22 protein-coding genes are annotated in these 22,423 nt (G+C 74.9%); 5 read left to right on the plus strand and 17 right to left on the minus strand.

Features of this window, described 5'->3' with window-relative positions; all coding sequences use genetic code 11:
* Positions 1–170: 170 nt before the first annotated feature.
* The 4 genes from MY526_RS01940 to MY526_RS01955 all read right to left on the minus strand — a co-directional run bounded on the left by MY526_RS01940 (position 171) and on the right by MY526_RS01955 (position 6,303).
* Positions 171–2,891: a PEP/pyruvate-binding domain-containing protein gene (locus MY526_RS01940; protein ID WP_436703114.1), complete on the minus strand. Its 2,721-nt coding sequence runs from the start codon at positions 2,889–2,891 to the stop codon at positions 171–173.
* A gap of 30 nt (positions 2,892–2,921) precedes the next feature.
* Positions 2,922–4,043 (minus strand): thiolase family protein, encoded by a 1,122-nt coding sequence (locus tag MY526_RS01945; RefSeq protein WP_436703115.1) that lies wholly within the window; start codon positions 4,041–4,043, stop codon positions 2,922–2,924.
* 20 nt (positions 4,044–4,063) lie between these two features.
* Positions 4,064–5,080, minus strand: coding sequence for a hypothetical protein (locus MY526_RS01950; protein WP_436703116.1), 1,017 nt, complete (start codon positions 5,078–5,080; stop codon positions 4,064–4,066).
* Between the two features lie 74 nt (positions 5,081–5,154).
* Entirely contained in the window at positions 5,155–6,303 is a 1,149-nt protein-coding gene (locus MY526_RS01955) for an FUSC family protein (RefSeq protein ID WP_436689526.1), read from the minus strand.
* A 78-nt stretch (positions 6,304–6,381) separates the two neighbouring features.
* Between MY526_RS01955 and MY526_RS01960 the strand changes: the two genes are divergently transcribed.
* The gene (locus tag MY526_RS01960; RefSeq protein WP_436703117.1) at positions 6,382–6,579 is read left to right on the plus strand and encodes a hypothetical protein; all 198 of its coding nucleotides are present in this window, start codon (positions 6,382–6,384) and stop codon (positions 6,577–6,579) included.
* A gap of 25 nt (positions 6,580–6,604) precedes the next feature.
* Here the strand turns inward: MY526_RS01960 and serA are convergent, their stop codons facing one another.
* Positions 6,605–7,816 (minus strand): phosphoglycerate dehydrogenase, encoded by a 1,212-nt coding sequence (serA, locus tag MY526_RS01965; protein WP_436689524.1) that lies wholly within the window; start codon positions 7,814–7,816, stop codon positions 6,605–6,607.
* 263 nt (positions 7,817–8,079) lie between these two features.
* Between serA and MY526_RS01970 the strand changes: the two genes are divergently transcribed.
* The 3 genes from MY526_RS01970 to MY526_RS01980 all read left to right on the plus strand — a co-directional run bounded on the left by MY526_RS01970 (position 8,080) and on the right by MY526_RS01980 (position 11,034).
* A complete protein-coding gene (locus tag MY526_RS01970) occupies positions 8,080–9,135 on the plus strand; it encodes a Gfo/Idh/MocA family protein (protein WP_436703118.1) in 1,056 nt (351 codons plus the stop codon).
* A gap of 50 nt (positions 9,136–9,185) precedes the next feature.
* A complete protein-coding gene (locus MY526_RS01975; RefSeq protein ID WP_436689520.1) occupies positions 9,186–9,356 on the plus strand; it encodes a hypothetical protein in 171 nt (56 codons plus the stop codon).
* Between the two features lie 211 nt (positions 9,357–9,567).
* The gene (locus MY526_RS01980) at positions 9,568–11,034 is read left to right on the plus strand and encodes an MDR family MFS transporter (protein WP_436689518.1); all 1,467 of its coding nucleotides are present in this window, start codon (positions 9,568–9,570) and stop codon (positions 11,032–11,034) included.
* A gap of 10 nt (positions 11,035–11,044) precedes the next feature.
* Here the strand turns inward: MY526_RS01980 and MY526_RS01985 are convergent, their stop codons facing one another.
* Complete coding sequence (locus MY526_RS01985; protein WP_436703119.1) at positions 11,045–11,791, minus strand: HpcH/HpaI aldolase family protein; 747 nt, start codon at positions 11,789–11,791, stop codon at positions 11,045–11,047.
* Positions 11,788–13,026 carry a low temperature requirement protein A gene (locus MY526_RS01990; protein ID WP_436703120.1) on the minus strand — a complete coding sequence of 413 codons (1,239 nt, stop codon included), beginning with the start codon at positions 13,024–13,026 and terminating at the stop codon, positions 11,788–11,790. The genes MY526_RS01985 and MY526_RS01990 overlap by 4 nt, the downstream gene beginning before the upstream one ends.
* 120 nt (positions 13,027–13,146) lie before the next feature.
* On the opposite strand from MY526_RS01990, the gene MY526_RS01995 reads away from it, so the two are divergent.
* Positions 13,147–13,413 carry a DUF1876 domain-containing protein gene (locus MY526_RS01995; protein WP_436689510.1) on the plus strand — a complete coding sequence of 89 codons (267 nt, stop codon included), beginning with the start codon at positions 13,147–13,149 and terminating at the stop codon, positions 13,411–13,413.
* A gap of 21 nt (positions 13,414–13,434) precedes the next feature.
* Here the strand turns inward: MY526_RS01995 and frdD are convergent, their stop codons facing one another.
* The 10 genes from frdD to MY526_RS02045 form a co-directional block, all read right to left on the minus strand.
* Positions 13,435–13,791: a fumarate reductase subunit FrdD gene (frdD, locus tag MY526_RS02000; protein WP_436689509.1), complete on the minus strand. Its 357-nt coding sequence runs from the start codon at positions 13,789–13,791 to the stop codon at positions 13,435–13,437.
* A gap of 13 nt (positions 13,792–13,804) precedes the next feature.
* Complete coding sequence (locus tag MY526_RS02005; RefSeq protein ID WP_436703121.1) at positions 13,805–14,236, minus strand: hypothetical protein; 432 nt, start codon at positions 14,234–14,236, stop codon at positions 13,805–13,807.
* On the minus strand, positions 14,233–14,982 hold the full coding sequence (locus MY526_RS02010) for a succinate dehydrogenase/fumarate reductase iron-sulfur subunit (protein ID WP_436689505.1): 750 nt from the start codon (positions 14,980–14,982) through the stop codon (positions 14,233–14,235). The genes MY526_RS02005 and MY526_RS02010 overlap by 4 nt, the downstream gene beginning before the upstream one ends.
* A gap of 2 nt (positions 14,983–14,984) precedes the next feature.
* Positions 14,985–16,736: a fumarate reductase (quinol) flavoprotein subunit gene (gene frdA, locus MY526_RS02015; RefSeq protein ID WP_436703122.1), complete on the minus strand. Its 1,752-nt coding sequence runs from the start codon at positions 16,734–16,736 to the stop codon at positions 14,985–14,987.
* Positions 16,729–16,956 (minus strand): hypothetical protein, encoded by a 228-nt coding sequence (locus tag MY526_RS02020; RefSeq protein ID WP_436689501.1) that lies wholly within the window; start codon positions 16,954–16,956, stop codon positions 16,729–16,731. The genes frdA and MY526_RS02020 overlap by 8 nt, the downstream gene beginning before the upstream one ends.
* 100 nt (positions 16,957–17,056) lie before the next feature.
* Positions 17,057–18,103, minus strand: a complete 1,047-nt coding sequence (locus MY526_RS02025; RefSeq protein ID WP_436703123.1) for a Gfo/Idh/MocA family protein — start codon at positions 18,101–18,103, stop codon at positions 17,057–17,059.
* On the minus strand, positions 18,100–19,113 hold the full coding sequence (locus tag MY526_RS02030; protein WP_436689497.1) for a Gfo/Idh/MocA family protein: 1,014 nt from the start codon (positions 19,111–19,113) through the stop codon (positions 18,100–18,102). The genes MY526_RS02025 and MY526_RS02030 overlap by 4 nt, the downstream gene beginning before the upstream one ends.
* A gap of 34 nt (positions 19,114–19,147) precedes the next feature.
* Complete coding sequence (locus MY526_RS02035; RefSeq protein WP_436689495.1) at positions 19,148–20,245, minus strand: maleylacetate reductase; 1,098 nt, start codon at positions 20,243–20,245, stop codon at positions 19,148–19,150.
* Entirely contained in the window at positions 20,242–21,216 is a 975-nt protein-coding gene (locus tag MY526_RS02040) for an intradiol ring-cleavage dioxygenase (RefSeq protein WP_436689493.1), read from the minus strand. The genes MY526_RS02035 and MY526_RS02040 overlap by 4 nt, the downstream gene beginning before the upstream one ends.
* 117 nt (positions 21,217–21,333) lie before the next feature.
* Entirely contained in the window at positions 21,334–22,353 is a 1,020-nt protein-coding gene (locus tag MY526_RS02045; RefSeq protein WP_436703124.1) for a Gfo/Idh/MocA family oxidoreductase, read from the minus strand.
* Between the last annotated feature and the right edge of the window lie 70 nt (positions 22,354–22,423).

The following is a 22,423-nucleotide window of genomic DNA, read 5'->3' on the forward strand; positions in this document are numbered from 1 at the left end:
CGCCACCCCCGCCCAACCGCCTCTGACTGGGCCAACCCCCGCGACAAGTAGGGCAGATGCTGGGGCCGGGACGACCCCGGTGTCACGGGGTTCCCGCGCGGGCGCGCGGAAAGAAGCGCACCCACCACGGCCGACACGCCGGTCGGCCCGCGTCCGCCCGCGTCCGGGGATCAGCGCCCGCCCTCCTCCACGGCGGCCGTGACCAGGCCACGGGTCCCGTCGACCGTGAGCTGCTGACCGGTCGTGAACCGGCTGGTGGCGTCCGGTACGCCGACGACCGCCGGGATGCCGTACTCGCGGGCGACCACGGCACCGTGGGAGTTGGCCCCGCCCATCTCCATGACGAGGGCGCCCGCGGTGAGGAACAGCGGGGTCCAGCCGGGGTCGGTGGACGGCGCGACGAGGACCTCGCCGGGCACGAGGTGCGCCGTTCCGGGGTCCAGGACGACGCGGGCGGGACCGGTGACGACCCCCGCGGATGCCGGGGTGCCGGCGAGGGCACCGTCTGCCGCCGGCGCGACACCCACGAGCGCCTCCGGCTCGGTGCCGTCGCTGAGCAGCACGCGGGGCACGTGCCGGCGTCGCAGCTCCCGGTCGTGGTCCGCCCGCCGGCCGGCGACGACGTCCCGGAGGTCCCGTCCCTCCAGTCCGGCGGCGACCTCGCCCAGGTCGAGGAAGAACACGTCCTCGGCCCAGACGAGCCCGCCCGCGGCGGCCAGGTCCGCTCCGATCCCCAGCACCTGCTGCCGCACCCGCGCGAGGACCACCACGATGAGGGACTTGGGCAGCTCACGGATGCCGGCGAGCTGCCGGGCCCGGTCCAGGGCGAGGCCCACGGCCCTCCCCCGCAGCCGGCCGCGCCGCCGGGCCCGCTCCGTCAGCGCCGCGACCATGGCCTCGGCCTCTCCGGCGCCACGGGCGAACACCCGGTCCGGGGCCCGGTCGGGGTCCTCGAGCCGCAGGTAGGTGGCGAGGACGCCGAGGACCGGGGCCGGGTCCTCGCCCCAGCGCGGCACCCCGACGTCGATCTCGGCGACGGCGCGATGGCCGTAGCGTTCGAGGAAGCCCGCCAGCCCGTGCTGCAGGACCGGTGGCAGTGCCCCGGTCCGGTGGGCCCGGGTGAGCTCTCCGGCCGACTCGCGCCGCACCGCCGCCGCGGCGTCCCGGTCGGCCCGGACCCGCGTCGCCAGGCTCCACAGCTCGAGGTCCATCTCCGTCGTCACGTTGTGCGGGAGACCGCGCAGGACGGTTGCCAGCTCACCGGGCCGCAGGTCGGGCCCGAGCAGCCGACCGGCCAGTCCCAGCATCGCGAAGCCGGCCGCCGCGGGCGGCATCACCCGTGGCACCACCTGGACGACGGCGTCGCCGAGGAGCCCGACGACGTGGTCCAGCCGGTCCGCGGGCGCGGCGGACGCCGGCGGCACCGGGCGCTCCCGGAGGCGCTCGCCGAGGCGGGCGAGGCGCCGCCGTGCCGCCGCCGGCCGGGCGACGGCCTGCGCCACCTGGAGCGGGACGCCGAACCGCGCCGCCACCCACGCGAGCCGCCGGACGACCGGCCACCACGAGGAGTGCACGACGGACAGCCGGGGATCGTCGAACAACGCGCGCAGCACCGTCGCCGAGCGCGCCTCCATCACGTCGAGCACCCGCGGGAAGACGGCCCGGCCGGCGGTGCTGCGCAGGATCGGCGTGATGTCGAAGAACAACCGCCCCGCCGCGTCCCGGACCCCCGGCGGGCCGGCGACCGGGTCGACCGGCGGGCGGCCGTAGAGCCGGGCGACGGACGACCCGATCACCCGGATCGCGGACAGCCCCATCGGGGTCAGCGGACGGGTCAACCCCTGCGCCAGGCTGAAGCAGAAGTAGACGCGGCACCCGTCCTCCGCCGGATCGCCGTCCGGGATCGGGAAGAGGGTGGTGACCGGCCGCGCCTGCGTGAGCCACAGCCCGCCGGCCCCGTCGATGGCCCACTCGGTGTCCTGCGGTCGCCCGAAGTGCTGCTGGACGCGGTCGCCGAGCCGCACCAGCGCGCGGAGCTGGTCGTCGGACACGCAGGGGGCGTCGGACGCGGGCAGGGGGACCGCTTCGGTCCCGCCCTCCGCGCGGGTCCGGACGACGAGGCGCTTGTCCCCCAGCCGCCGCTCCAGCACGGCGCCGGTCCTGCTGTCGAGCACGAAGTGGTCGGGGTTGACCGCGCCGCTGACCACGGCCTCGCCCAGGCCCGGGCCGGCGTCGACGACGGTCTCCCCGCGCCGTCCGGTCACCGGGTTGACGGTGAACATCACGCCGGCCACGGCCGCGTCCACCATCCGCTGCACCACGACGGCCAGCCGCGTCACGGCGTGGTCGACGCCGTTGCGGACGCGGTACACGACCGCCCGGTCCGTCCAGAGCGACGCCATGCAGCGGCGGACCGCGTCGAGCACGGCCGCGGTCCCGGCGATCCCGAGAAAGGTGTCCTGCTGCCCCGCGAAGCTGGCGAAGGGCAGGTCCTCGGCGGTGGCCGAGGACCTGACCGCCACCACCGCCGTGTCACCCAGTGCCCGGTAGGCCGACGCGATCGCGTCCGCCACGGGAGCGGGCACGGCGACGGACAGGATCCGGTCCCGTGCGCGCCCGGCCAGCGCGACTGCCCGGTCCCGGTCGTCCGCCGCCACGCCGGCCAGGTCCGCGAGGACCTCCGTGAGGTCGGCGACCGCGGTCAGCTCGAGGTACGCCTCGGTGGTCACGCAGAAGCCGTCCGGCACCGGGAGGTCCGCGCCCATGAGCTCGCCCAGGTTCGCGGCCTTGCCCCCCGCGATGCCCACGGCGCCCGCGTCGAGATCCCGCAGTCCGACGACGAACGGGGGCCTGCCCTCGTGGTCCCGAACCAGCTGCGACGTCGCTGCCACGACCCTCTCCCGCCGTCGTCCCGGCCTGCCTCAGGCGCAGGCTTCCACCACCAGGGCCACGCCCTGTCCCCCGCCGACGGCGATGGCGGCGAGCCCGTACCGCCCGCCGCCGCCCCGCAGCAGCTGGGTGAACAGCCGGACGACCAGCACCGCGCCGGAGGCGCCCCAGGGGTGGCCGAGGGCGAGCGCTCCCCCCTCCGGGCAGACCCGCTCGGGATCGAGGTGCAGCGCCGTGCAGCAGGCGAGCACCTGTCCGGCGAAGGCCTCGTTGAACTCGATGACGTCCATGTCGTCCAGCGTCAGCCCCGCCCGGCCGAGCGCCGTCCGGGTGGCGGGCACGATGCCCAGCCCGGGCCGGTTGGGGTCCACCCCCGCCGTGGCGGTCGCCAGGATCCGCAGGGCCGGGACCCCCATCCGCCGGTGGCTGCCCGCGTCGGCCACCGCGACGACCGCGGCGCCGTCGTTGATGCCGCAGGAGTTGCCGGCGGTCACCGTGCCACCGGCCCCGAAGGCGGGCCGCAGCCGGGCCAGCCGTTCGGCGGTGAACCGCTCCCGGGGTCGCTCGTCCCGGTCCACACCGGCGACCGGGACGATCTCGGCGGTGAACCCGCCGGCCCGCTGGGTGGCCACGGCCCGGGCGTGCGAGCGGGCGGCGTAGTCGTCCTGGCGGGCACGGGAGACGGCGAAGTCCGCGGCGAGCGCGTCGGCGGCCGGGCCCATGTCCGGGTCCCCGGTCTCGGCCGGCGCGAACGGCGCCCGCGTGTACCTCGTCGGCTCCCCGCCCGGAGCCGGCGGCCAGCACCGCCACGGCGCGGTCGACGGCGACTCCACTCCCCCGGCCAGCACCAGCCCGGCCTCGTCGCGCGCGGTCGAAGCGGCCTGCACGATCGCGGCCAGGCCGCTGCCGCACTGCCGGTCGACCGTGAGCCCGGGAACCGTCACCGGCAGGCCCGCCTGCAGGGCGGCGACCCGGGCCAGGTTGCCCCCCGGGCCCATGCAGTTGCCGAGCACCACCTCGCGGACGGCGGCGGCGTGCTCTCCGAGCCCGGCCGCCACGGCGTCGATCACCGGCGCGGCGAGGTCGGCCGCCGAGGCCGAGCCCAGCGACATCCCGGCCGTTCCGATCGGCGTGCGGAGCGCCTGCACGATCACCGGCCGGTCCTCGCGCCGGGTCACCCCGCCCGCCCGGGAGGCGGCAGACCGGTCAACGCCCGCCGGGTGACCAGCGCGGCCAGCGCGGCCCGGTCGATCTTCCCCGCCGCGGTCAGCGGCAGCTCCGCCGCCAGATACCACCGGACCGGGCGGTGGCTGCGGGACAGCCCGCTGCGCGCCGCGGCGAAGGCCCGGGCGTGCACCTCCCGGTCGGCGACGACCGCGACCAACTGGGCACCCAGGCGCGGGTGCTCGACCCCGAGGACGAGGAGGTCACCGCCGGTGGCCCGGCGCAGCGCCTGCTCCACGTCGGAGACCACCACCGTCGCGCCGGCGGTGACCACGGTGCCCTCGTCCCGGCCGGTCACGGCGAGCACGCCGTCGCGCAGGCGCCCGCGGTCACCGACCGTCGCGTATCCGTCGGCGGCGATCCGCAACGGCCCCGGCTCGCCGGCGTACCCCTGGCTCAGCCAGGGCGAGCGGGCCCAGACGCACCCGTCCCGGACGGACACCTCGACGCCGGGGAAGGGCCGCAGGTCCGCCTCGTGCGTCCCCCAGGCGACGAAGGACAGCTCGGCGGCGCCGTAGTAGTGACTCGTGCGGACCCCGGCCGCCGCCGCCCTCCGGGCCGGCCCCTCCCCCAGCCGGTCACCGGCCACGACCACGTGCACGCCGTCCAGCGGCGTGCCGGCGTCGAGTGCCGCCGCCAGGGCCGCCGGGGTCAGCTGCGCGTGCGTGGCGCCGTCCGGAGAGCCGGTGACCGCGGCACCGATCCACCGCGCGTGGACCGCCGCGAACAGGTTCATGGTGGCCGACAGCGGCCCCGGCACCCAGACCCTCGCGCCGGCGTCGATCCCCGTCAGGCCGGAGAAGGCCGGGAACGAGTCGACCCACGACGCCGCCGTCCGGACGACCGACCGGGGCCCGCTGGTCGTGCCCGACGTCCGCAGGGCGATCGACGCCCCGCGCGCATGCGCGTCCAGCACCACCGCGACGGGATCCGCCGCGGCCATGACGTCGACGATCGGGGCGGGCATGCACTCCCTCCCCTGCGCGCGACTCGATGCGGTGCCGTCCGCCTGTCATGGTGCCCGCCGGACGGGCCGGGCGGTCAGTCGGGCTCGTACGCCTCGAGAGCCATGAGGCCGCGCTGCACCCCGACCACCACGGCACTCAGGGACATCAGGGACCGGTGCCTGGGGAGGGAGCTCAGCCGCTCGACGATCCGGTCCAGCGCCTCCCGGGCGGCGTCGATCTGCTCGGTCCTCGGGTCGGGCGTCGTCCCGTCGCCGGAGTGGTAGGGGTTCCGCAGCACGCCGGCGAGCCCGGCGAGGGCGTCGCTGAGGAGGTGGGCGGTGCCGACGTCGGTCCGGTCCCCGCGACGGTGCGGCTGCCGTTCGGAGACGAGCGCGGTGAGGTCGTCGATGAGGACGGCCACGCGGTCCAGGGCCCGCGACTCCGCGCGGATGCGCGCCGCGGCCTCCTGCCAGCGGCGGGCTCGCGGGTTGGCCTGCCGCGCCCGCTCGACGAGGGCCTCGGCGCGGCGCATCCGGTCCAGCTCGGGGCCGAGCGCCGCCATCCACCGTCGCTCCTCGGCCGGCGAGGGGACCTGGTCGCGGGCCAGCCGGGCGGCCATCTGCTCCAGGTGCCCGGCCAGCATGTCCCGGGTGCGGTCGATCTGCTCCACCGCCTGGGTCAGCTGCAGCGGCGGGAACAGGACGGTCGTGACGAGGACCCCGACCACCGCGCCGATCAGGGTGAGCCCGGCGTAGCGCAGGACGTAGGAGCCGGGGTCCTCGGCGCCCACGGTGAGCATGAGGACGGCGGCGAAGCTGACCCAGCCGGCCTGCTGGCCGAGCAGCCGCCACTTCTCCACCCCGATCGCGAGGGCCACCAGCAGCGCGATGGTGAGCGCGCCGGGCAACGACGGCGTCGCCTCGTAGACCACGACGGCGAGGCCGAAGCCGAGCATGATCGCGAGCACGGTGCGCCAGGCCGCCCCGGCCGAGTCGGCCACGGTGGGGTGGACCGCGATCACGGCGCCCAGGGGGGCGTAGTAGGCGTAGTCCGACAGCACCGGCGGCAGGAGGACGGCGACCTGCCACGCCAGCCCGGCCGCGATCGCCGCCCGGATGCCGCGCTGGACCGCCGGCCGGCGCAGCAACGCCCACGCGTGGCCGGGGGTGGCCGGCATGGCCGGGAGCGCCACCGCCGGGCGCCGGGTGGGCAGCAGCCGGCCCCACCCCGTCCTGTCCGTCATCACGACCTCGCAGCCTGCCTCAGCACCGCCGCCGGCGAGCCGGGGGCCGGGCGCCGCGGCCAGGCGGCGCTGACCAGGGTGCGCGAGGCCGCCGCCGCTGCCGGGGTCGCCGCCGGGATCCACACCGACTCGGGCGAGCAGGCCACCCAGCGCCTGACCGAGGGGTTCACCTTCGCGACCGTCGCCTCCGACCTGGTGCACCTGGCGCAGGCGACCGCTCACCTCGCGACCGCGAGCGGGACGGCGTCGGCTGCGGGATCCACCACCGGCAGCTGACGGATGCCCCTGCCCGACCGCCGGCTCAGGGTCGCTCGGGAAAGACCGTCAGGCGGACGGTCTCGGGCAGCGCCTCGAGCGAGGCCTGCAGGGCCGAGGGCAGTGCGCCGTTGACGTCGGTCACGACGTAGCCGAGTTCACCGCGGGTGGCCAGGACCTGACCGTCGACGTTGAGGCCGTGCTCGCCGATCAGCGCGTCGACGCGGGCCAGGACACCCGGCACGTTGCGGTGCAGCAGCGCGAAGCGGGCCGCCGAGGACCCGTGCAGGGCCACCGCCGGCAGGTTCACGCTCAGCGTCGTCGTCCCGGTGACCGTGTAGTCGGCCAGCTTGCCGGCGACGAACCGCCCGATGTCGTACTGGGCCTCCTGGGTCGACCCGCCGACGTGCGGGGTGAGGATGACGTTGGGCAGCCCGCGCAGCACCGAGGAGAACTCGTCCCCCTGCTCCTTGGGCTCGTCGGGGAACACGTCGACGGCCGCGCCTGCGATGTGGCCGCTGAGGATGTGCTCGCGCAGCGCCTCGTGGTCGACGACGAACCCGCGGGACAGGTTGAGGAACAGGCTGCGGCGGCGCATCCGGGCGAACTGCTCGGCGCCGAACAGCCCCGCGTTCCCGGCCCGCCCGTCGACGTGCAGCGTCACGGTCTCCGCTCGCTCGAGCAGCTCCTCCAGGCTGCCGCAGGCCTCGGCGTTGCCCAGGGCGAGCTTGTCCTCCAGGTCGTGGAACAGCACCCGCATGCCCAGGGCCTCGGCCAGCACGGACAGCTGGCTGCCGATGTTGCCGTAGCCGACGATGCCGAGTGTCCGGCCGCGGATCTCGTGGCTGCCGGTGGCCGACTTGTCCCAGATCCCGGCGTGCAGCGCGCGGTCCCGGTCGTTCAGCCGCCGGGCCAGGCTGATGATCTCCGCGATCGCCAGCTCGACGACGCTGCGGGTGTTGGAGTACGGCGCGTTGAACACCGCCACCCCCGCGGCGGCCGCCGCGGCGAGGTCGATCTGGTTGGTGCCGATGCAGAAGGCGCCCACCGCCGCCAACCCCGGACGTTCCTGCAGGACCCCCTTGGTCACCTGCGTCTTGGACCGGATCCCCAGCAGGTGGACGCCGTCCAGCGCGGCGGCCAGGTCCGCCTCGTCCAGTGCTCCCCGCACCGACTCCACCTCGTAGCCGGCCGAGGACAGCAGCTCTACCGCCACCGGGTCGATGTTCTCCAGCAGCAGGGCTCTGGGGCTGGTCAACGGATCCTCCTCGGGCAGCGGGGTCCCCGGCTCACGGTCGGTCGCGGCGGGACTGGCCGAGTGTGGTCCCCCTCCGTGCCGGAGCTCCACCGGGGTGGGATCGGGGCCGTCCGACCGACGCGGCGCGGTCCGGACTCGACCCGTTTGTACTGACAAAGTGTTGACCTGCGCCGCGGTGTCGCGCAGAGTCGGAAGCCGCCCCGCAGGACGCCGCCCGGGACGGAGTGCGCCGTGGAGAACCCCTGTGTCGCCGTGGCGGTCGCATGAGCGCGCCGCCGGTGCGGATCGGCCTGGTCGGCTACGGCAAGGGCGGCCGCCTCTTCCACGCTCCGCTGATCGAGCACGCCGAGGGCTGCGAGCTGGGCGGCGTCGTCGTCCGGTCGCCCGAACGGCGCGCGGCGCTCGCGGCCGACCTCCCCGGCGTACCGGTCGCGGGCAGCCTCGCCGAGCTGGCCGACGCCGGCGTGGACGCGGTCGTGGTCACCACGCCGCTCGACTCGCACGTCCCGCTCGTGCACGAGGCGATCGACCTCGGGCTGCCGGTCGTCTGCGACAAGCCGTTCGCCCGCGACGCGGCGGCAGCGCGGGAGACCGTGCTCGCCGCCGAGCGGGCCGGCGTCCTGCTGACGGTCTACCAGAACCGGCGGTGGGACGCGGACTACCGGACCGTCCGGGAGGTGGTCGCCGCGGGCACGCTCGGGGAGGTCCTGCACGTCGAGTCCCGGATGGAGCAGGCGCCGCAGCCGGAGGGCCTCCCGGTGACCGGCGGCGGCGCGCTGCTCGACCTGGGCAGCCACGCGGTCGACCAGGCGCTGCACCTGTTCGGCCCGGTCCGGTCGGTCTACGCCGAGTTGACCATGGCGCCGGGTGTGGACGGGGTCGACGCGGGGTTCTTCGTGGCCCTCCGGCACGACGGCGGGGTGACCTCGCACGTGACCGGCAACTGGGCGCGGCAGGGGGACGTCGGCTCGCGCTTCCGGGTCGACGGCGCCGCGGCCACCCTGGTCGTACCCGACGACGACGGACAGACCGCGCCGCTGATGGCCGGCCGGACGCCCCGGTCGGAGGGCGCCGCGTGGGGCACGGTCCCCGAGAGCCGGTGGGGTGCCGTCCACCGCGGCGGCGTCGCCGTCCCCGTGCCCTCGCAGCGCGGGGACTGGAGCGCCTTCTACACCGGCTTCGCCCGCGCCGTCCGGGGGGACGGGCCGCCCCCGGTCGACCCGTGGGACGCGGTCAGCTGCCTCGCGGTGCTCGAGGCCGCACGGGCGAGCGCGGCCCGAGGGCAGGTGGTCGCGCCCGCTGCCGGCCGGCCGGGATGACGGCGACGGGAGACTCTCCGATGCCGCGACCGCGCTGGTTCACTTCTCGCATGGTCGCACCCCTGCCGGAGCCGGGTCCGGAGATCGATCCCGACCAGCCGGTGCCGGACGATCCGGCCGAGCTGCTCCCCGACGCCCCCCAGCCGCTCCCGCCCCCGCCGATCGAGTCGACACCGGACGATCCCGGCGGCGACCCCGGAGGCGTGCCCGAGCCCGCCTGACCCGCGCACCGTCCACGGAGCGGTCCCCGAGGCCGACGCGCTCCTCGCCGACCGGCCGTTCGACGTGCGCTCGCTGGTCAGCAGCCATCTGCGGTTCCAGCTCCGCCCCGCCGGGATCGTCGGCATCCTGGACGGCCTCGCCGGGTGAGACCCCGCCGGCGGCGTCGAGGCGGCCCAGTGGGGATGCCTCCGCCGCCCTAACCTCGGAGCGGTGAGCGTGGAGCGGGCCGCAGCGTCGTCGGGTGTCGGCTTCCGGTCGGAGCGTGGCCCGGTCCTCGTCGGGATCATGCTGTCCACCGCCCTGGTCGCCATCGACGCGACCGTGATCGCCACCGCCGTCCCGTCGATCGTGGCCAGCCTCGGCGGCTTCGCCGAGTTCCCGTGGCTGTTCTCCGTCTACCTGCTCGCGCAGGCGGTGACGGTCCCGGTCTACGGCAAGCTGGCCGACGTCTTCGGCCGCAAGCCGGTGATGCTCGTCGGCATCGGCCTGTTCCTCCTCGGTTCGATCCTCTGCGGCCTGGCGTGGAGCATGGGCGCCCTCATCGCGTTCCGGGCGGTGCAGGGCCTGGGTGCCGGCGCGGTCCAGCCGATGGCGATGACGATGGTCGGGGACCTGTACTCGCTGGAGGAGCGGGCGAAGGTGCAGGGCTACATCGCCAGCGTCTGGGCCGTCTCGTCGGTCGTGGGCCCGACGCTCGGCGGCGTCCTCTCCCAGTACGTCAGCTGGCGGTGGATCTTCCTCGTCAACATCCCGCTGTGCCTGATCGCCGCGGCGGCGATCGGCCTGCGGTTCACCGAGCGGGTCGACCGGCGCCGTCCGCGGATCGACCACGCCGGGGCCGCGACGCTCACCGTCGCCCTCACCCTGCTGATCCTCGGCCTGCTCGAGGGCGGCCAGGCCTGGGCGTGGCGGTCCCCGCAGAGCATCGCCGTCCTCGCCGGCGGCGCCGTCCTGCTCGGGGTGTTCGTCCTCATCGAGCGCCGGGCGGCCGATCCGGTCGTCCCGCTCCGGCTGCTGCGGAACCGGCTGCTCGTCGCGACGAACCTGGTCGCCGCCTGCGTCGGGGCCGTCCTGCTCGGCCTGACGTCGTACGTGCCGACGTTCGTCCAGGACGTGCTGGGCACGGGTCCCCTGGTCGCCGGCTTCGCGCTGGCCGCGCTCACGATGGGCTGGCCGATCTCGGCGGCGCTGTCCGGCCGGGTCTACCTGCGGATCGGCATCCGGTCCACCGCGCTCATCGGCGCCGCCGTCGTCGTCCTCGGCGCGGCGCTGCTGCTCCTGCTCGACGGGTCCTCCAGCGTGGTCCAGGTCGGCGCGACCTCGTTCGTGATCGGTCTGGGCATGGGGTTCACCGCGGCGCCGACGCTGATCGCCGCGCAGGCGGCGGTCCAGTGGCACCAGCGCGGGGTGGTCACCGGCTCCAACATGTTCTTCCGCTCCGCGGGCAGCGCCGTCGGGGTCGCCGTCTTCGGCGCGATCGTCAACGCGACCCTCGGCCGGTCGGGGGTGGAGGGCGACCGGGTGGCGCCGGAGGCGCTCACCACCGCGGTGCACCACGTCTTCCTGGCGACGACGGTGCTGGCCGTGGCGATGCTCGCCGCGGTGCTCCTCATGCCCCGCGACCGTGGCCGCCCGCAGACGCCGGCGCAGGAGGCCACCGGGGTCGCCACCGGCTGACCCCGGCCGGTCAGTCGGGGGTCGGCCCCGACCGGCCGCGGGCGACACCGAGGTGGTGCGCGACGGCCGCGCCCAGGGCGGCGGCGTCGGCGGCGACCGTGACGATCGTCGCCCCCTCGGCCTCGTAGCCGGCAGCCTCCTCGCCGCTGTGGGCGTGGACGCCGACGGGCACGCCCGCCGCTGCGGCCCGCGCGATGATCGAGGACAGGATCCCGCGCAGTTCCGCCCGGTGCTCCGCACCGGTCAACCCCAGGGACAGCGAGAGGTCCCCCGGCCCCACGTAGATCCCGTCCACCCCCTCCACGGCGAGGACGGCGTCGAGGTCGTCGAGCGCGGTCGCGGACTCCACCATCACCACCACCAGGGGCTCGTCGGCCCCACCGGAGAGCCGCCCGATCGACCGGCCGCCGGCCGGGGCGTACCGGCCGGCGGCGACGACCTCCCGCGCGTGGCCGGCATCGCGCACGTTGGGCACGATGACGCCGCGGGCGCCCAGGTCCAGCGGGCGGCCGACGTCGGCGAAGTGGGGGCTGCGGGCCCGGACGAGCGGCACCGAGCCCGCTGCGGTGACGGCGGCGGCGACCCCCGGCAGCTCCGCCTCGGTCCGGGCGCCGTGCTGGAGATCGACGACGACGAAGTCCGCGCCGGTCCGCGCCAGGACCTCTCCGGTCACCGCCCCCGGCAGCACGCTCCACACGCCGTGGCACGCCCGGCCCTCGGCCCACCGCTGGCGGAGGTCGACCTCGCTGATCGTCATTCCAGGACCCCTCGTCGTCGGACACCCGCTCGCCGCGGGCGCGAGAGCACCGTCGTCGCGACGAGGGCCGAGCACACGGCGGCGACGGTGACGACGACGACCGCGAGCCCGACGGCCCCCGCCGCGAGGGGCACGAGGAAGACGACGACGGCGGCGCCCAGGATCAGGACCGGAGGGATGACCGGCCGGCGCACGATCGGGGCGTGCACCGCCCACAGCAGGACGAGGAACACGGCCACGGGGACCGCCACCGCGTAGCCGACGCCGGTCTCGGACACCTCGAGGTGGTGGCCGGTGGACTCCACCGCGACCTCGAGCCCCGCGCCGACGGCCGCGAGCGCCGCGAAGATGCCGTAGTGGCCGTACCCCCAGACGAAGGACCGATGGCGCCGGGTGGCGAGCCCCTCCCCCGCCGGCTCCAGGAAGTACAGCCACCAGAGGGCGAACAGCAGGACCAGCCCGCCCAGGGCGATGGCCACCAGGGACCGGCTCACACCCGACCCCGCCGCTGATGCCGCCTGCACGCCGGTCGACGCGGCCAGCACGCTCTCCCCGAGCAGGATGATCGTGAACAGGCCGTAGCGCTCGGCGATGTGGTGCGGGTGCCAGCTGGTGGACCGGGCCCGCTCCGCCCACCGCGGGACCGCCAGCTCGAGGACGACCAGACCCAGGAACACCGGCAGCAGCGACGCCTCCGGCAGCACCCCGGTCTCCGCGAGCACGAGGCGGGCGAGCCAGCCGACCTGGACGACCGAGATCCCGAGCGCGTAGCGGACGGCGGTGCGCCGGCTCGCGGGGTCCTCCCTCCCCGCCCGCAGCCACTGCGCGACCAGGCCGACCCGCATGACGAGGTAGCCGATGGTGATGGCGCGGTAGTCGGCGTCCTCGAAGGCGACCGGCACCCCCGCCGCGAGCACCAGCACGCCCGCCATCTGGACCATCGTCAGGAGCCGGTAGGGGACGTCGTCGGTGTCGTAGGACGAGGCGAACCAGGTGAAGTTCATCCACGCCCACCAGATCGCGAAGAACACCTGGAGGAACGGCGTCAGGTCGTCCAGGGCGTGTCCGGTCGCGATCCCGTGGGCGAGCTGCGCCGTGATGCTCGCGACGGCGACGACGAACGTCAGGTCGAACAACAGCTCCAGCGGGCTGGACGCCCGGTGCGGCTCGTCGGTCGACCGTTCCCTCATCGGGACGTGCACGTGGCTGCCCGACGGTCCTGCCTCATCCGTCACCGGGCCAGGCTAGGGAGTCCGGCACTGCCGGGGCGAGGGCCGACGCGGATGGAGTCGACCCGGTCCGCCGGCGCTCCCCGGCAGCACAATGGAACCGCTCCCCCGACCGATGGGATCGCCATGGACGCCGTCAAGACGTGGACCGTTCAAGTCGACATCGACGAGCACGAGGGCCGCACCCGCGCCGTCGCCCGGCTGCGCACCGAGGGCCAGTCCCTGACCGGGACCGGGCTCGCGCGGCTCAACCCCGGGGACCGCGACGTGCCCGAGATCGGGGACGAGCTGGCGGTGGCCCGGGCGCTGTCGGAGCTGAGCCACCTCCTGCTCGACACGGCCGCTCGGGACATCGAGCAGACCAGCGGGGTGCCCGCCCATCCCGCCCTGTGACGCCCGGGCGGCCGGCCCCGCTCATCCTCCGGCGGCGCCGAGGAGCACGGCCAGCGTGGCGACCGAGCCCACGATCGCGGCGCCGTAGCAGAGCACCGCGACCGTCCGCTTCTTCTTGATCTGGAGCCCGTCGTACAGCGTGTACCGGAAGCGGTGGGCGCTGTGCACCAGCAGCAGCACGAACGCGCCCACGAGGACCACGACAGTCACCGGGTGGCCGACGACGGCGAGCACGTCCCCGTGGTCCGGCGGGTCGAGCCAGCCCAGCGGGAGGGCCAGGCCGAACACGAGGATCAGGCTCGGCAGGAACACCGCGGCCAGCACCCCGCCGGCGCTGAACATCAGCCACACGAGCGGCTCCACCCGCCGCCTGGTCACGGCGTCACCCACGTCATCGCGTCACCAGCCAGAGCACGAACCCGGAGACCACCACCAGGCCGGTGTACTGGCCGGCGATGATGTGGAAGTCCGGCACCTTCTGGCCCGCGACCCGCACCCCCATCGCCTGCGGGGTGAGGCTGAACCAGGTCACCGTGTGCAGCAGCACGAAGACCAGCGCGACGACGTTCAGCGCGGTCACCCACGGCGAGGAGGCCCAGTCGAGGAAGCGCTGGTAGGCCGCCTCCCCCCGACCGACCGCGTAGAGGAACAGCACCAGGTAGACCACGAACCAGGCGATGAAGACGCTGCTCAGCTCGCGCAGCACGAAGACGAGGTAGGTCCGCTTCCTGGTCCACCACCAGGTCGAGATCCGGGGGCGGTAGGGGCGCAGGCCGGTCGGCGTACCCCCGGAGGGAGTCACCGCGCCCGCGGAGGGAGTCACCGTGCCCCCCGCGGGAGCAGGAACGCCTTCACCGTCTGCAGCGCCGCCTTGAGCTTGTAGCGCTGGATGGCCGACGCGGGGTCCACGTGCTTGGGACAGACCCGCGTGCACTCGCCGACGAAGGTGCAGCCCCAGACGCCGTCGTGCTCGATGAGCACGTCGAGGCGCTGCCGGTTCCCCACGTCCCGCGAGTCGAGGTCGTACCGCTCGGCGAGGGCGATCGCGGCCGGGCCGATGAACTCGGGGTCGAGGCCGTACACCGGGCAGGCGGCGTAGCAGAGCATGCAGTTGATGCACATGCTGAACTGGCTGTAGGCCTCCAGTTGCTGAGGCGACTGGAGGAACTCCACGTCGGGTTCGACGTTCCCGTGGTCTTCCTTCGGGATGATCCACGGCTTGACCCGCGGCAGCTTCTCCATGAAGTCGGTCAGGTCGACGACGAGATCCCGGATCACGGGGAAGTTCGACAGCGGCTCGATCGTGACCGGCCCCGGTGCGTAGTCGCTCAGGAACGTCGCGCAGGTCAGCTTGGGTTCGCCGTCGACGGTCATGCCGCAGCTGCCGCAGATGCCCATCCGGCACGACCAGCGGAACGACAGGGTGGTGTCGACCTCGTTCTTGACGTGGTTGAGGCCGTCGAGGACCGTCCACTCCTTCCGCAGGGGGACGTCGTACTCCTGCCAGTGCGGCTCCGAGTCCTCGTCGGGCCGGAACCGGGACACCCTGAGCCGGATGCTGTCCGCCATGTCTACCTGCCGTAGACCCGCTCGCCCGGGGGCCAGCGGGTGATGGTCACCGGGAGGCGCTCGACCCGCGCCGTCCCGTCGGGATCGCGGAGAACCAGCAGATGGGTCAGGAAGCGTTCGTCGTCGCGGCCCGGGAAGTCGGTGCGCTGGTGCGCCCCCCGCGACTCCTCACGCTGCATGCCGGACTGGAGGACGCACTCGCTGATGTCGAGCATGTTGACCAGCTCGAGGGCGGCCGTGAGCTCGGTGTTGAACGCACGGCTCGCGTCCGCGAGGCCGACGTTGCCGACGCGCTCCTGCAGCTCGGCGAGGGTGTCCGCGCCCTTGGCCATCGCGGGTCCGGTCCGGAAGATGCCCGCGGCGTCCTCCATCGTGGCCTGCATGGCGTCGCGGATCGCGGCGATGCTCTCGGTGCCCGGTCCCTTGCCGAGGAGGTCCCGCTCCAGGCGGCGCACCTCGTCGGCCGCCTGGGCCTCGACGACGGACGGCGTCCCGCCCGCGGTGGCGGCGTACTCGGCCGCCGCCCGACCCGCCCGCGCGCCGAACACCAGGCACTCGGGCAGCGAGTTGGAGCCGAGCCGGTTGGCTCCGTTGATGCTCACGCACGCGGTCTCGCCCGCGGCGTACAGCCCTCCGAGGGGGGTCGCTCCGTCGATGTCGGTGGAGACCCCGCCCATCATGTAGTGCACCACCGGGCGGACCGGGACCAGCTCGTGCACGGGGTCGATCCGCTCGTACTTCAGGCAGAGCTCGCGCACGAAGGGCAGCTTCGTGTCGATGAGCTTCTCGCCCAGGTGCCGCAGGTCGAGGTGGACGATCGGGCCGTAGGGCGAGTCGGTGGTGCGGCCCTTCTCGACCTCGTGCACGAAGGCCTGTGACAGGCGGTCGCGGGGGCCGAGCTCCATGCTCCTGAGCTCGGGGGTCGGGGTCGGCTTGCCCAGGTCGTAGTCCTGCAGGTAGCGGTAGCCGTCCTTGTTCAGCAGCCAGCCACCTTCGGCACGGGCGGCCTCGGTGATGAGGATGCCGGTGAACGGCAGACCGGTCGGGTGGTACTGCACGAACTCCATGTCCTTCAGCGGCGCGCCCGCGCGATAGGCCAGGGCCATGCCGTCGCCGGTGTTGATGTTGGCGTTCGTGGTGAACGGGAAGACCTTGCCGCAGCCGCCGGTGCACAGGACGACGGCCTTCGCGGTGATCGCCTGGATCCGCCCGGTCATCAGCCCGATCGCCACGACGCCGTGCACCCGGCCGTCGTCGACCAGCAGCCGGGTGACGAACTCCTCGTCGTACCGCCGGACCTCGCCGTACTTCAGCGACGTCTGGAACAGCGCGTGCAGCATGTGGAACCCGGTCTTGTCCGCGGCGAACCAGGTGCGCATCTTCTTCATGCCGCCGAACGCGCGGACCGCGACGCGGCCGTCCGGACGCCGGCTCCAGGGGCAGCCCCAGTGCTCGAGCTGCAGGAGCTCCTCGGGGGCCTCCCGGACGAAGGCCTCGATGGCGTCCTGGTCGCCGAGCCAGTCGCTGCCCGACACCGTGTCGTAGCAGTGCTCGTCGAGGCTGTCGTCGGCGGCGATGACGCCGGCGGCGCCGCCCTCGGCCGACACCGTGTGGCTGCGCATCGGATAGACCTTGGAGATCACGGCGACGTCGAGCCGGGCGTCGGTCTCGGCGAGGGCGATGGCAGCCCGGAGGCCGGCTGCGCCTCCTCCCACGATCAGGACGTCGTGCGCGGCGCGTACGACGTCACTCACCTCGCCACTCCTCGTCGGCCAGCACCTTGCCGCTGTGGTGGACGACCATGCGGTGGACGCTGCCGTCGTGGAACTCCTCCCTGGTGCTTCGGCAGCCGCAGGAGTAGCGCAGGTCCTCGGTGATCAGGCCCTGGTGGTCCTCGGTCACGTACTGCTCGCCGCCGTGCCTGCGTCCACACGGTGCGAGCCTCGGCTCGAAGACGGCGGCGGCTGCACTCACGGCTCACCTCCCCCGGCGCTGGGACAGTGATCTGCAGCGTGCTCCCCACCCGCCGGGTTGTGAAGTGCTCCCGGCCCGGGTGCGCCCCTCCTGGGCGGGCCTACCGAACCGGGTGCGCGCCCGTCGCCCCCAGCCGCGGCCGGGGCCGCAGTCCGGCGGCCACGTAGCACGCGTCGATCAACCGCATCGTGGCGACGGCGTCGTCGGCGTCGATCGGCATCGGCACCCCCTCCCGAACGGCCCGGACGAACGCCTCCAGCTGGTAGGTGTACGACGACCGCGTGCCGTGGCGCTCCACGTGCCGGCCGGCCGGCGTCTCGATGACCAGCCGGTCGTCCAGGTGCGGCTCGACGAAGTTCGCGACGAGCGCCTCGCCGCGGCTCCCGACGACCCGGTAGGTCATCTGCCGGCGGTCACTGGCCATGTGGCAGCGGGCCACCCCGGTGGCTCCCGAGGGGAAGCGCAGCCGCGCCTCCAGCCACTCGTCCACCTCCGGCGCACCGGGCCGCTCCCCCGCCCGGGCGTCGACCAGTTCCGGTTCCCCGCCACCCCACGGCGCGAGGACCCGCTGGGCGTGCAGGCTGTAGCAGCCGAGGTCCATCGTGGCGCCGCCGGCGAGGGCCAGCGACCAGCGGGGGTCGTCGGCCCCCGGGTCGCGGATCTCCAGCGTCGTCTCGACGTGCACCAGCTCCCCCAGCTCCCCGGAGGCCAGGAGCTCGTGCAGCCGGCGGGTCACCGGGTGGTGCAGGTAGTGGAAGCCCTCGACGACGACCAGGCCGCGGCCGCGGGCAGCGGCCGCGACGTCGGCCGCCTCCTCGGCGTTCGCGGCGAACGGCTTCTCCGACAGCACGTGCTTGCCGGCGTCGATCGCGGCTCGGTTCCAGGTGCCGTGCAGCGCGTTGGGCAGCGGGTCGTAGACGGCCTCGACCTCGGGCGCGGCGACGACGTCGGCGTAGGAGTCCAGCGCCTGTTCCACCCCGTGCTCCGCCGCGAACCCCGAGGCGCGCGCCCGGTCGCGGGCGGCGATCGCCACCAGGCGGGTTCCGGTCGCCCGGGCCGGCCCGACGATGGCCAGCTCGGCGATGCGGGCCGCGCCCAGCACGCCGATCCGGAGCGGTTCACCGGGCTCGGCACCGGTGCCGGTCATGCGATGCGCACCTCGTCGATCCGCACCGGCCGGTGTTCCTTCCACGACCGGGCGCAGGCCTCGGCGATCCAGTCCGCCTCCAGCCCGTCGGCGACCGTGCACGGCGAGGGCCGCTCCCCGGCGACGACCTCGAGGAAGGTCTCGAACTCCGCCCGGAAGGCCGGCTGGAACCGGTCCATGAAGAACCGGTGCGGCGGGCCGGCCGGGAAGCCGATCCCGGGTTCGGTGGCGCGGATCGGCCACCCGTCGTCGACACCTGCGGCGACGCTGTCCTCCGAGCCGTGGACCTCCAGCCGCACGTCGTAGCCGCGCCCGTTGTAGCGGGTGTTCGACACGACCCCGAGCGCGCCGTCGGCGAAGGTGACGATGGCGGCGGAGGTGTCGACGTCGTCGTAGCGGCGGAAGAAGTCCGCGCCCCGGTTGCTGCCGGTGGCGTACACCTCGACGGCTTCCTGGCCGGTGACCCAGCGGATGGCGTCGAAGTCGTGCACGCCGCAGTCGCGGAACATCCCTCCGGAGACCGCCACGTACTCGGGAGGCGGCGGCTCGGGGTCGAGCGTGGTGGACCGGATCGTGGTGATCCAGCCGAGCTCCCCGCTGACGACCGCAGCCCGGGCCGCGGCGATGGCGGCGTCGTACCGGCGCTGGAAGCCGATCTGGACCGGCACGGTGGAGCCCTCGAGCCGGCGGAGCAGCTCGGCTCCCGCCGCTCCGGTCTGCGCCACCGGCTTCTCGCACAGCGTCGGCAACCCGGCCTCCACGCAGGCGAGGACCAGCTCGGGGTGCGCGTCGGTCCCCGCCGCGATGACCACCCCGTCGACGCCGGAGGCGAGCAGCGCCGCCACGGAGTCGACCCCCTCGACCCCGTCGGCCCGGTGGCGGTCGACCACCTGCTCGGTCTTCGCCGGGACGAGGTCGGTGACCACGAGCGACTCGATCGCCGGGATCCCGGCCAGCGTGCCGGCGTGGAACGCCCCGATCCTGCCGAGCCCGATGAGTCCGATCCGCATGCTGCGCGCCTCTCTGTCGATGGTGGACGGGCCCTCAGCCGCGTGCTGCCGGTGCCGTGGTGGGGTCTGCCGGGGGTGGTGCCCCGGTCCACGCGGCACGGAGCAGGGCCTCGACGCCGTCGCGAGTGACCGGCCGGGGGTTGGCGTACGGATCGGCGACGGCGAGGTCGGCGATCCGCGGGATGTCCGCCTCCGCCATGCCCAGCTCGCGCAGCGAGCGGGGGGCGCCGAGCCGGCCGGCCAGCTGCCACAGCTCGGCGGCCGGGTCCGGCACGCCGCCGAGGGCGCGGGCCAGCGCGGCGACCGCGTCCGGGGCGGCGGGCTGGTTGTAGGCCAGCGCGTGCGGCAGGACGACGGTGTGCGTCTGGGCGTGCGGCAGGTCCAGCGTGCCGCCGAGGGTGTGGCAGAGCTTGTGGTGCAGCGACATCGTCGTCGCGGCCAGCACCGCGCCGCACAGCCAGGCGCCGTACTGCGCCTCGCCGCGGCCCTCGAGGTCGGACCCGTCGGCCACGACCCGGGGCAGGGCGGCGGCCAGGGCGCGCACGCCCTCCTCGGCCATCAGCGAGACGATCGGCGTCGCGTCGGGGGCGTACAGGCCCTCGACGGAATGGGCGATCGCGTTCATCCCGGAGGTGGCCGACAGCTGCGCGGGGAGGGTGACCGTCAGCTCCGGGTCGTAGAGCACGCTGCGGGGCAGCACCCGCAGATCGCGGCCGGTGCGCTTCTGCCCGCCCTCGGTCAGCCCCCACACCGGCGTCATCTCCGACCCGGCGTAGGTCGTCGGGACGGCGATCACCGGCAGGTCCTGCTCGAGGGCGATCGCCTTGCCCAGCCCGACCGCCGACCCGCCGCCGACGGTGACGCAGCCGTCGGCGCCCCGCTCGGCGGCCACCTCCCGGGCTCGGCGGGCGACCTCGACCGGCACGTGCATCCGCGCCTCGGCCAGCACCCCGGCGGCCTTGTCGCCCAGCGCGGCGGCGACCTGCTCGCCGGTGGCCTCCTGCTCCGGGGAGCACAGCACCAGCACCCGGGTCAGCCCGAGGGCCTCGACCTCGCCGGGCAACGAGGCCAGCGAGCCGGCGCCGAACACGACCCGCATGGGCAGCGCCTGGTAGGTGAACGGGCCGATCACGACGGCGCTCCGCGCACCACGGTCGGCTGCACCTGCGCCGGCTGCGCCGCCGGCGGGGCGTCGCCGGCCCGCAGCAGGGACAGGTCGAACGTCAGCGTGCGGAACGGGTTGGGCAGGCCCAGCTCCGCCGCCCGGGCCGGGTCGTCGACCTCGGGCACCTCGCGGATCAGGCTCTCCTTCACCCCGAAGACCGCATCGGAGTCCAGATAGGGGCTGTCGGCGACGAACACGTGCGTGGTCACCGGCCGGTAGCCCTGGGCTGCGACGATGAAGTGCAGGTGCGCCGGCCGGTTCGGATGCCGGCCGGTCGCCGCCAGCAACTGCCCGACCGGGCCGTCGTCGGGGATCGGGTAGAACCGCGGCACCACCGACCGGAACCAGAACCGCCCGTCGGCGTCGGCGGTGAACAGCCCGCGCAGGTTGCCCGCCGGCTGGATGCCGGGCTGCTGGACGTCGTAGAAGCCGTCCTCGTTGGTCTGCCACACGTCCACGCTGGCGCCGGCCAGCGGCTCCCCGTCCGGACCGGTCACCCGCCCCGACACCAGACACGGCGTGCCCTTGCGGTCGAGGTTGATGTCGTCGCCCAGTTCCCGCTCCGGGGACGCCACCATGTGGAACGGACCCAGCACCGTGGACTCGGTGGCGGTCCCCCCGGTGCGGTGGTTGATCGTCTCCACCAGCATCGAGACGCCGAGGACGTCGGACAGCAGGATGAACTCCTGCCGCACCTCGTTGCTCATCTGCCCGGTCCGGGTGAGGAAGTCGATCGCGACCCCCCACTCCTCCTCGGTCAGCTCGACGTCCTTGACGAAGGCGTGCAGGTGCCGCACCAGCGAGGTCAGCACCTGCCTCAGCCGCGCGTCCGGGGTGGCCGCGAAGCTGGCGGCGACCACCTCGGCGGAGCCCTCCTCGGTGAACAGCTCGCCGCCTGATCGGGCGGAGAGCGCGGTGTCGCTGGGCGCATCGGGCATGACGGGCCTCCGGAGGTGGGGCGTCGTGATCGGGTCAGCCGGCCGCGAGGCGCTCCGTGGCGGCCGGTGCCCGCATCGTGGCAGCACGGGCGCGGTCGGACCTCGGTCCGGGGGGCGTCACGACGTCGGAGACGCGTACAGGTCCGGGCGGGGCGGCAGCTCGACCGGGACCCGGCCGCCGGAGTGCAGGGACCGCAGCGCGGCATCCGAGACGACCTGCGCGACGTAGCCGTCCCAGGCGCCCGGTCCCTGCGGCGGCTGCGCGGCGGCGGCGGTGCCCGCCCACTCCCGCAGCTCGACGTCGTAGGAGAGGGCGAAGCGCTCCCGCCAGTCGCCGGGGACGAGGCCGGCGACGGCGCCCTCGCGGCGGATGGTCACCGGCGCGGGGTCGGCCAGCTCGACGGTGCCGGTCTCCCCGGACACCTCGCAGCGGATCTCGTAGCCGTAGTGGACGTTGACCGACACCTCGACGTCGACCAGCACGCCGTCGGACATCTCGAACAGCACCAGCAGCGGGTCCTGCAGCTCGCCGCCGCGGCTGCTCTTGCGCGGGGTGAGCACCTGCACGGCGGCGATCTCGCGGCCGAGCAGCCAGCGCAGCTCGTCGATCTCGTGGACCGCGGTGTCGGCGATCGACATGTCCCGCGTGTAGTGCGGGGGCACCGAGGCGTTGCGGTGCGCGCAGTGCACCAGCAGCGGAGCGCCGATGGCGCCGCCGTCCAGCGCCTGCTTGAGAGCACGGTGCGCCGGGTCGTAGCGCCGGTTGAAGCCGACCTGGACCAGCCGGCGGCCGGCGGCGACCTCCGCGTCCACGATCCGGCGGCAGGCCTCCTCCGTGGTGGCCAGCGGCTTCTCGCAGAACACCGGCTTGCCGGCGGCGACGGCCGCGAGCACGTACGGCTCGTGCGTCGGCCCCCACGAGGTGACGACGACGGCGTCGACCGCGTCCGAGGCGATCAGCTCCTCGCCGGTGGGCAGCGCCTTCGCGTCCGGGAGCTGCCCGGCCACGGCGGCGGCGCGGTCGGCGTCCGCGTCGGCGACGGCGACCACCCGGCTGCCGCCGGGGCCGCCGTCCAGGCGGCGGATGTGCTCCTGGCCGATCATGCCCACCCCGATGACCCCGACGTCCAGCCCCACGACGGCCTCCCCGACTCCCTGGCCGGCCCGCCGGTGCGGGCCGCGTCGGGGTCAAGGCTGTGGCCGCCAC

The organism is Geodermatophilus sp. CPCC 205761, from assembly GCF_051383655.1.
Lineage (GTDB): Bacteria > Actinomycetota > Actinomycetes > Mycobacteriales > Geodermatophilaceae > Geodermatophilus.

Bases quoted from the DNA above. Each gene is read 5' to 3' on its own strand.
- MY526_RS02040 (WP_436689493.1), bottom strand. From the start codon at position 21,216: ATGCCCGATGCGCCCAGCGACACCGCGCTCTCCGCCCGATCAGGCGGC.
- MY526_RS01995 (WP_436689510.1), top strand. From the start codon at position 13,147: ATGGACGCCGTCAAGACGTGGACCGTTCAAGTCGACATCGACGAGCAC.
- MY526_RS02025 (WP_436703123.1), bottom strand. From the start codon at position 18,103: ATGACCGGCACCGGTGCCGAGCCCGGTGAACCGCTCCGGATCGGCGTG.
- MY526_RS01985 (WP_436703119.1), bottom strand. From the start codon at position 11,791: ATGACGATCAGCGAGGTCGACCTCCGCCAGCGGTGGGCCGAGGGCCGG.
- MY526_RS02030 (WP_436689497.1), bottom strand. From the start codon at position 19,113: ATGCGGATCGGACTCATCGGGCTCGGCAGGATCGGGGCGTTCCACGCC.
- MY526_RS01975 (WP_436689520.1), top strand. From the start codon at position 9,186: ATGGTCGCACCCCTGCCGGAGCCGGGTCCGGAGATCGATCCCGACCAG.
- MY526_RS01970 (WP_436703118.1), top strand. From the start codon at position 8,080: ATGAGCGCGCCGCCGGTGCGGATCGGCCTGGTCGGCTACGGCAAGGGC.
- MY526_RS01955 (WP_436689526.1), bottom strand. From the start codon at position 6,303: ATGACGGACAGGACGGGGTGGGGCCGGCTGCTGCCCACCCGGCGCCCG.
- MY526_RS02010 (WP_436689505.1), bottom strand. From the start codon at position 14,982: ATGGCGGACAGCATCCGGCTCAGGGTGTCCCGGTTCCGGCCCGACGAG.
- MY526_RS01950 (WP_436703116.1), bottom strand. From the start codon at position 5,080: ATGCCCGCCCCGATCGTCGACGTCATGGCCGCGGCGGATCCCGTCGCG.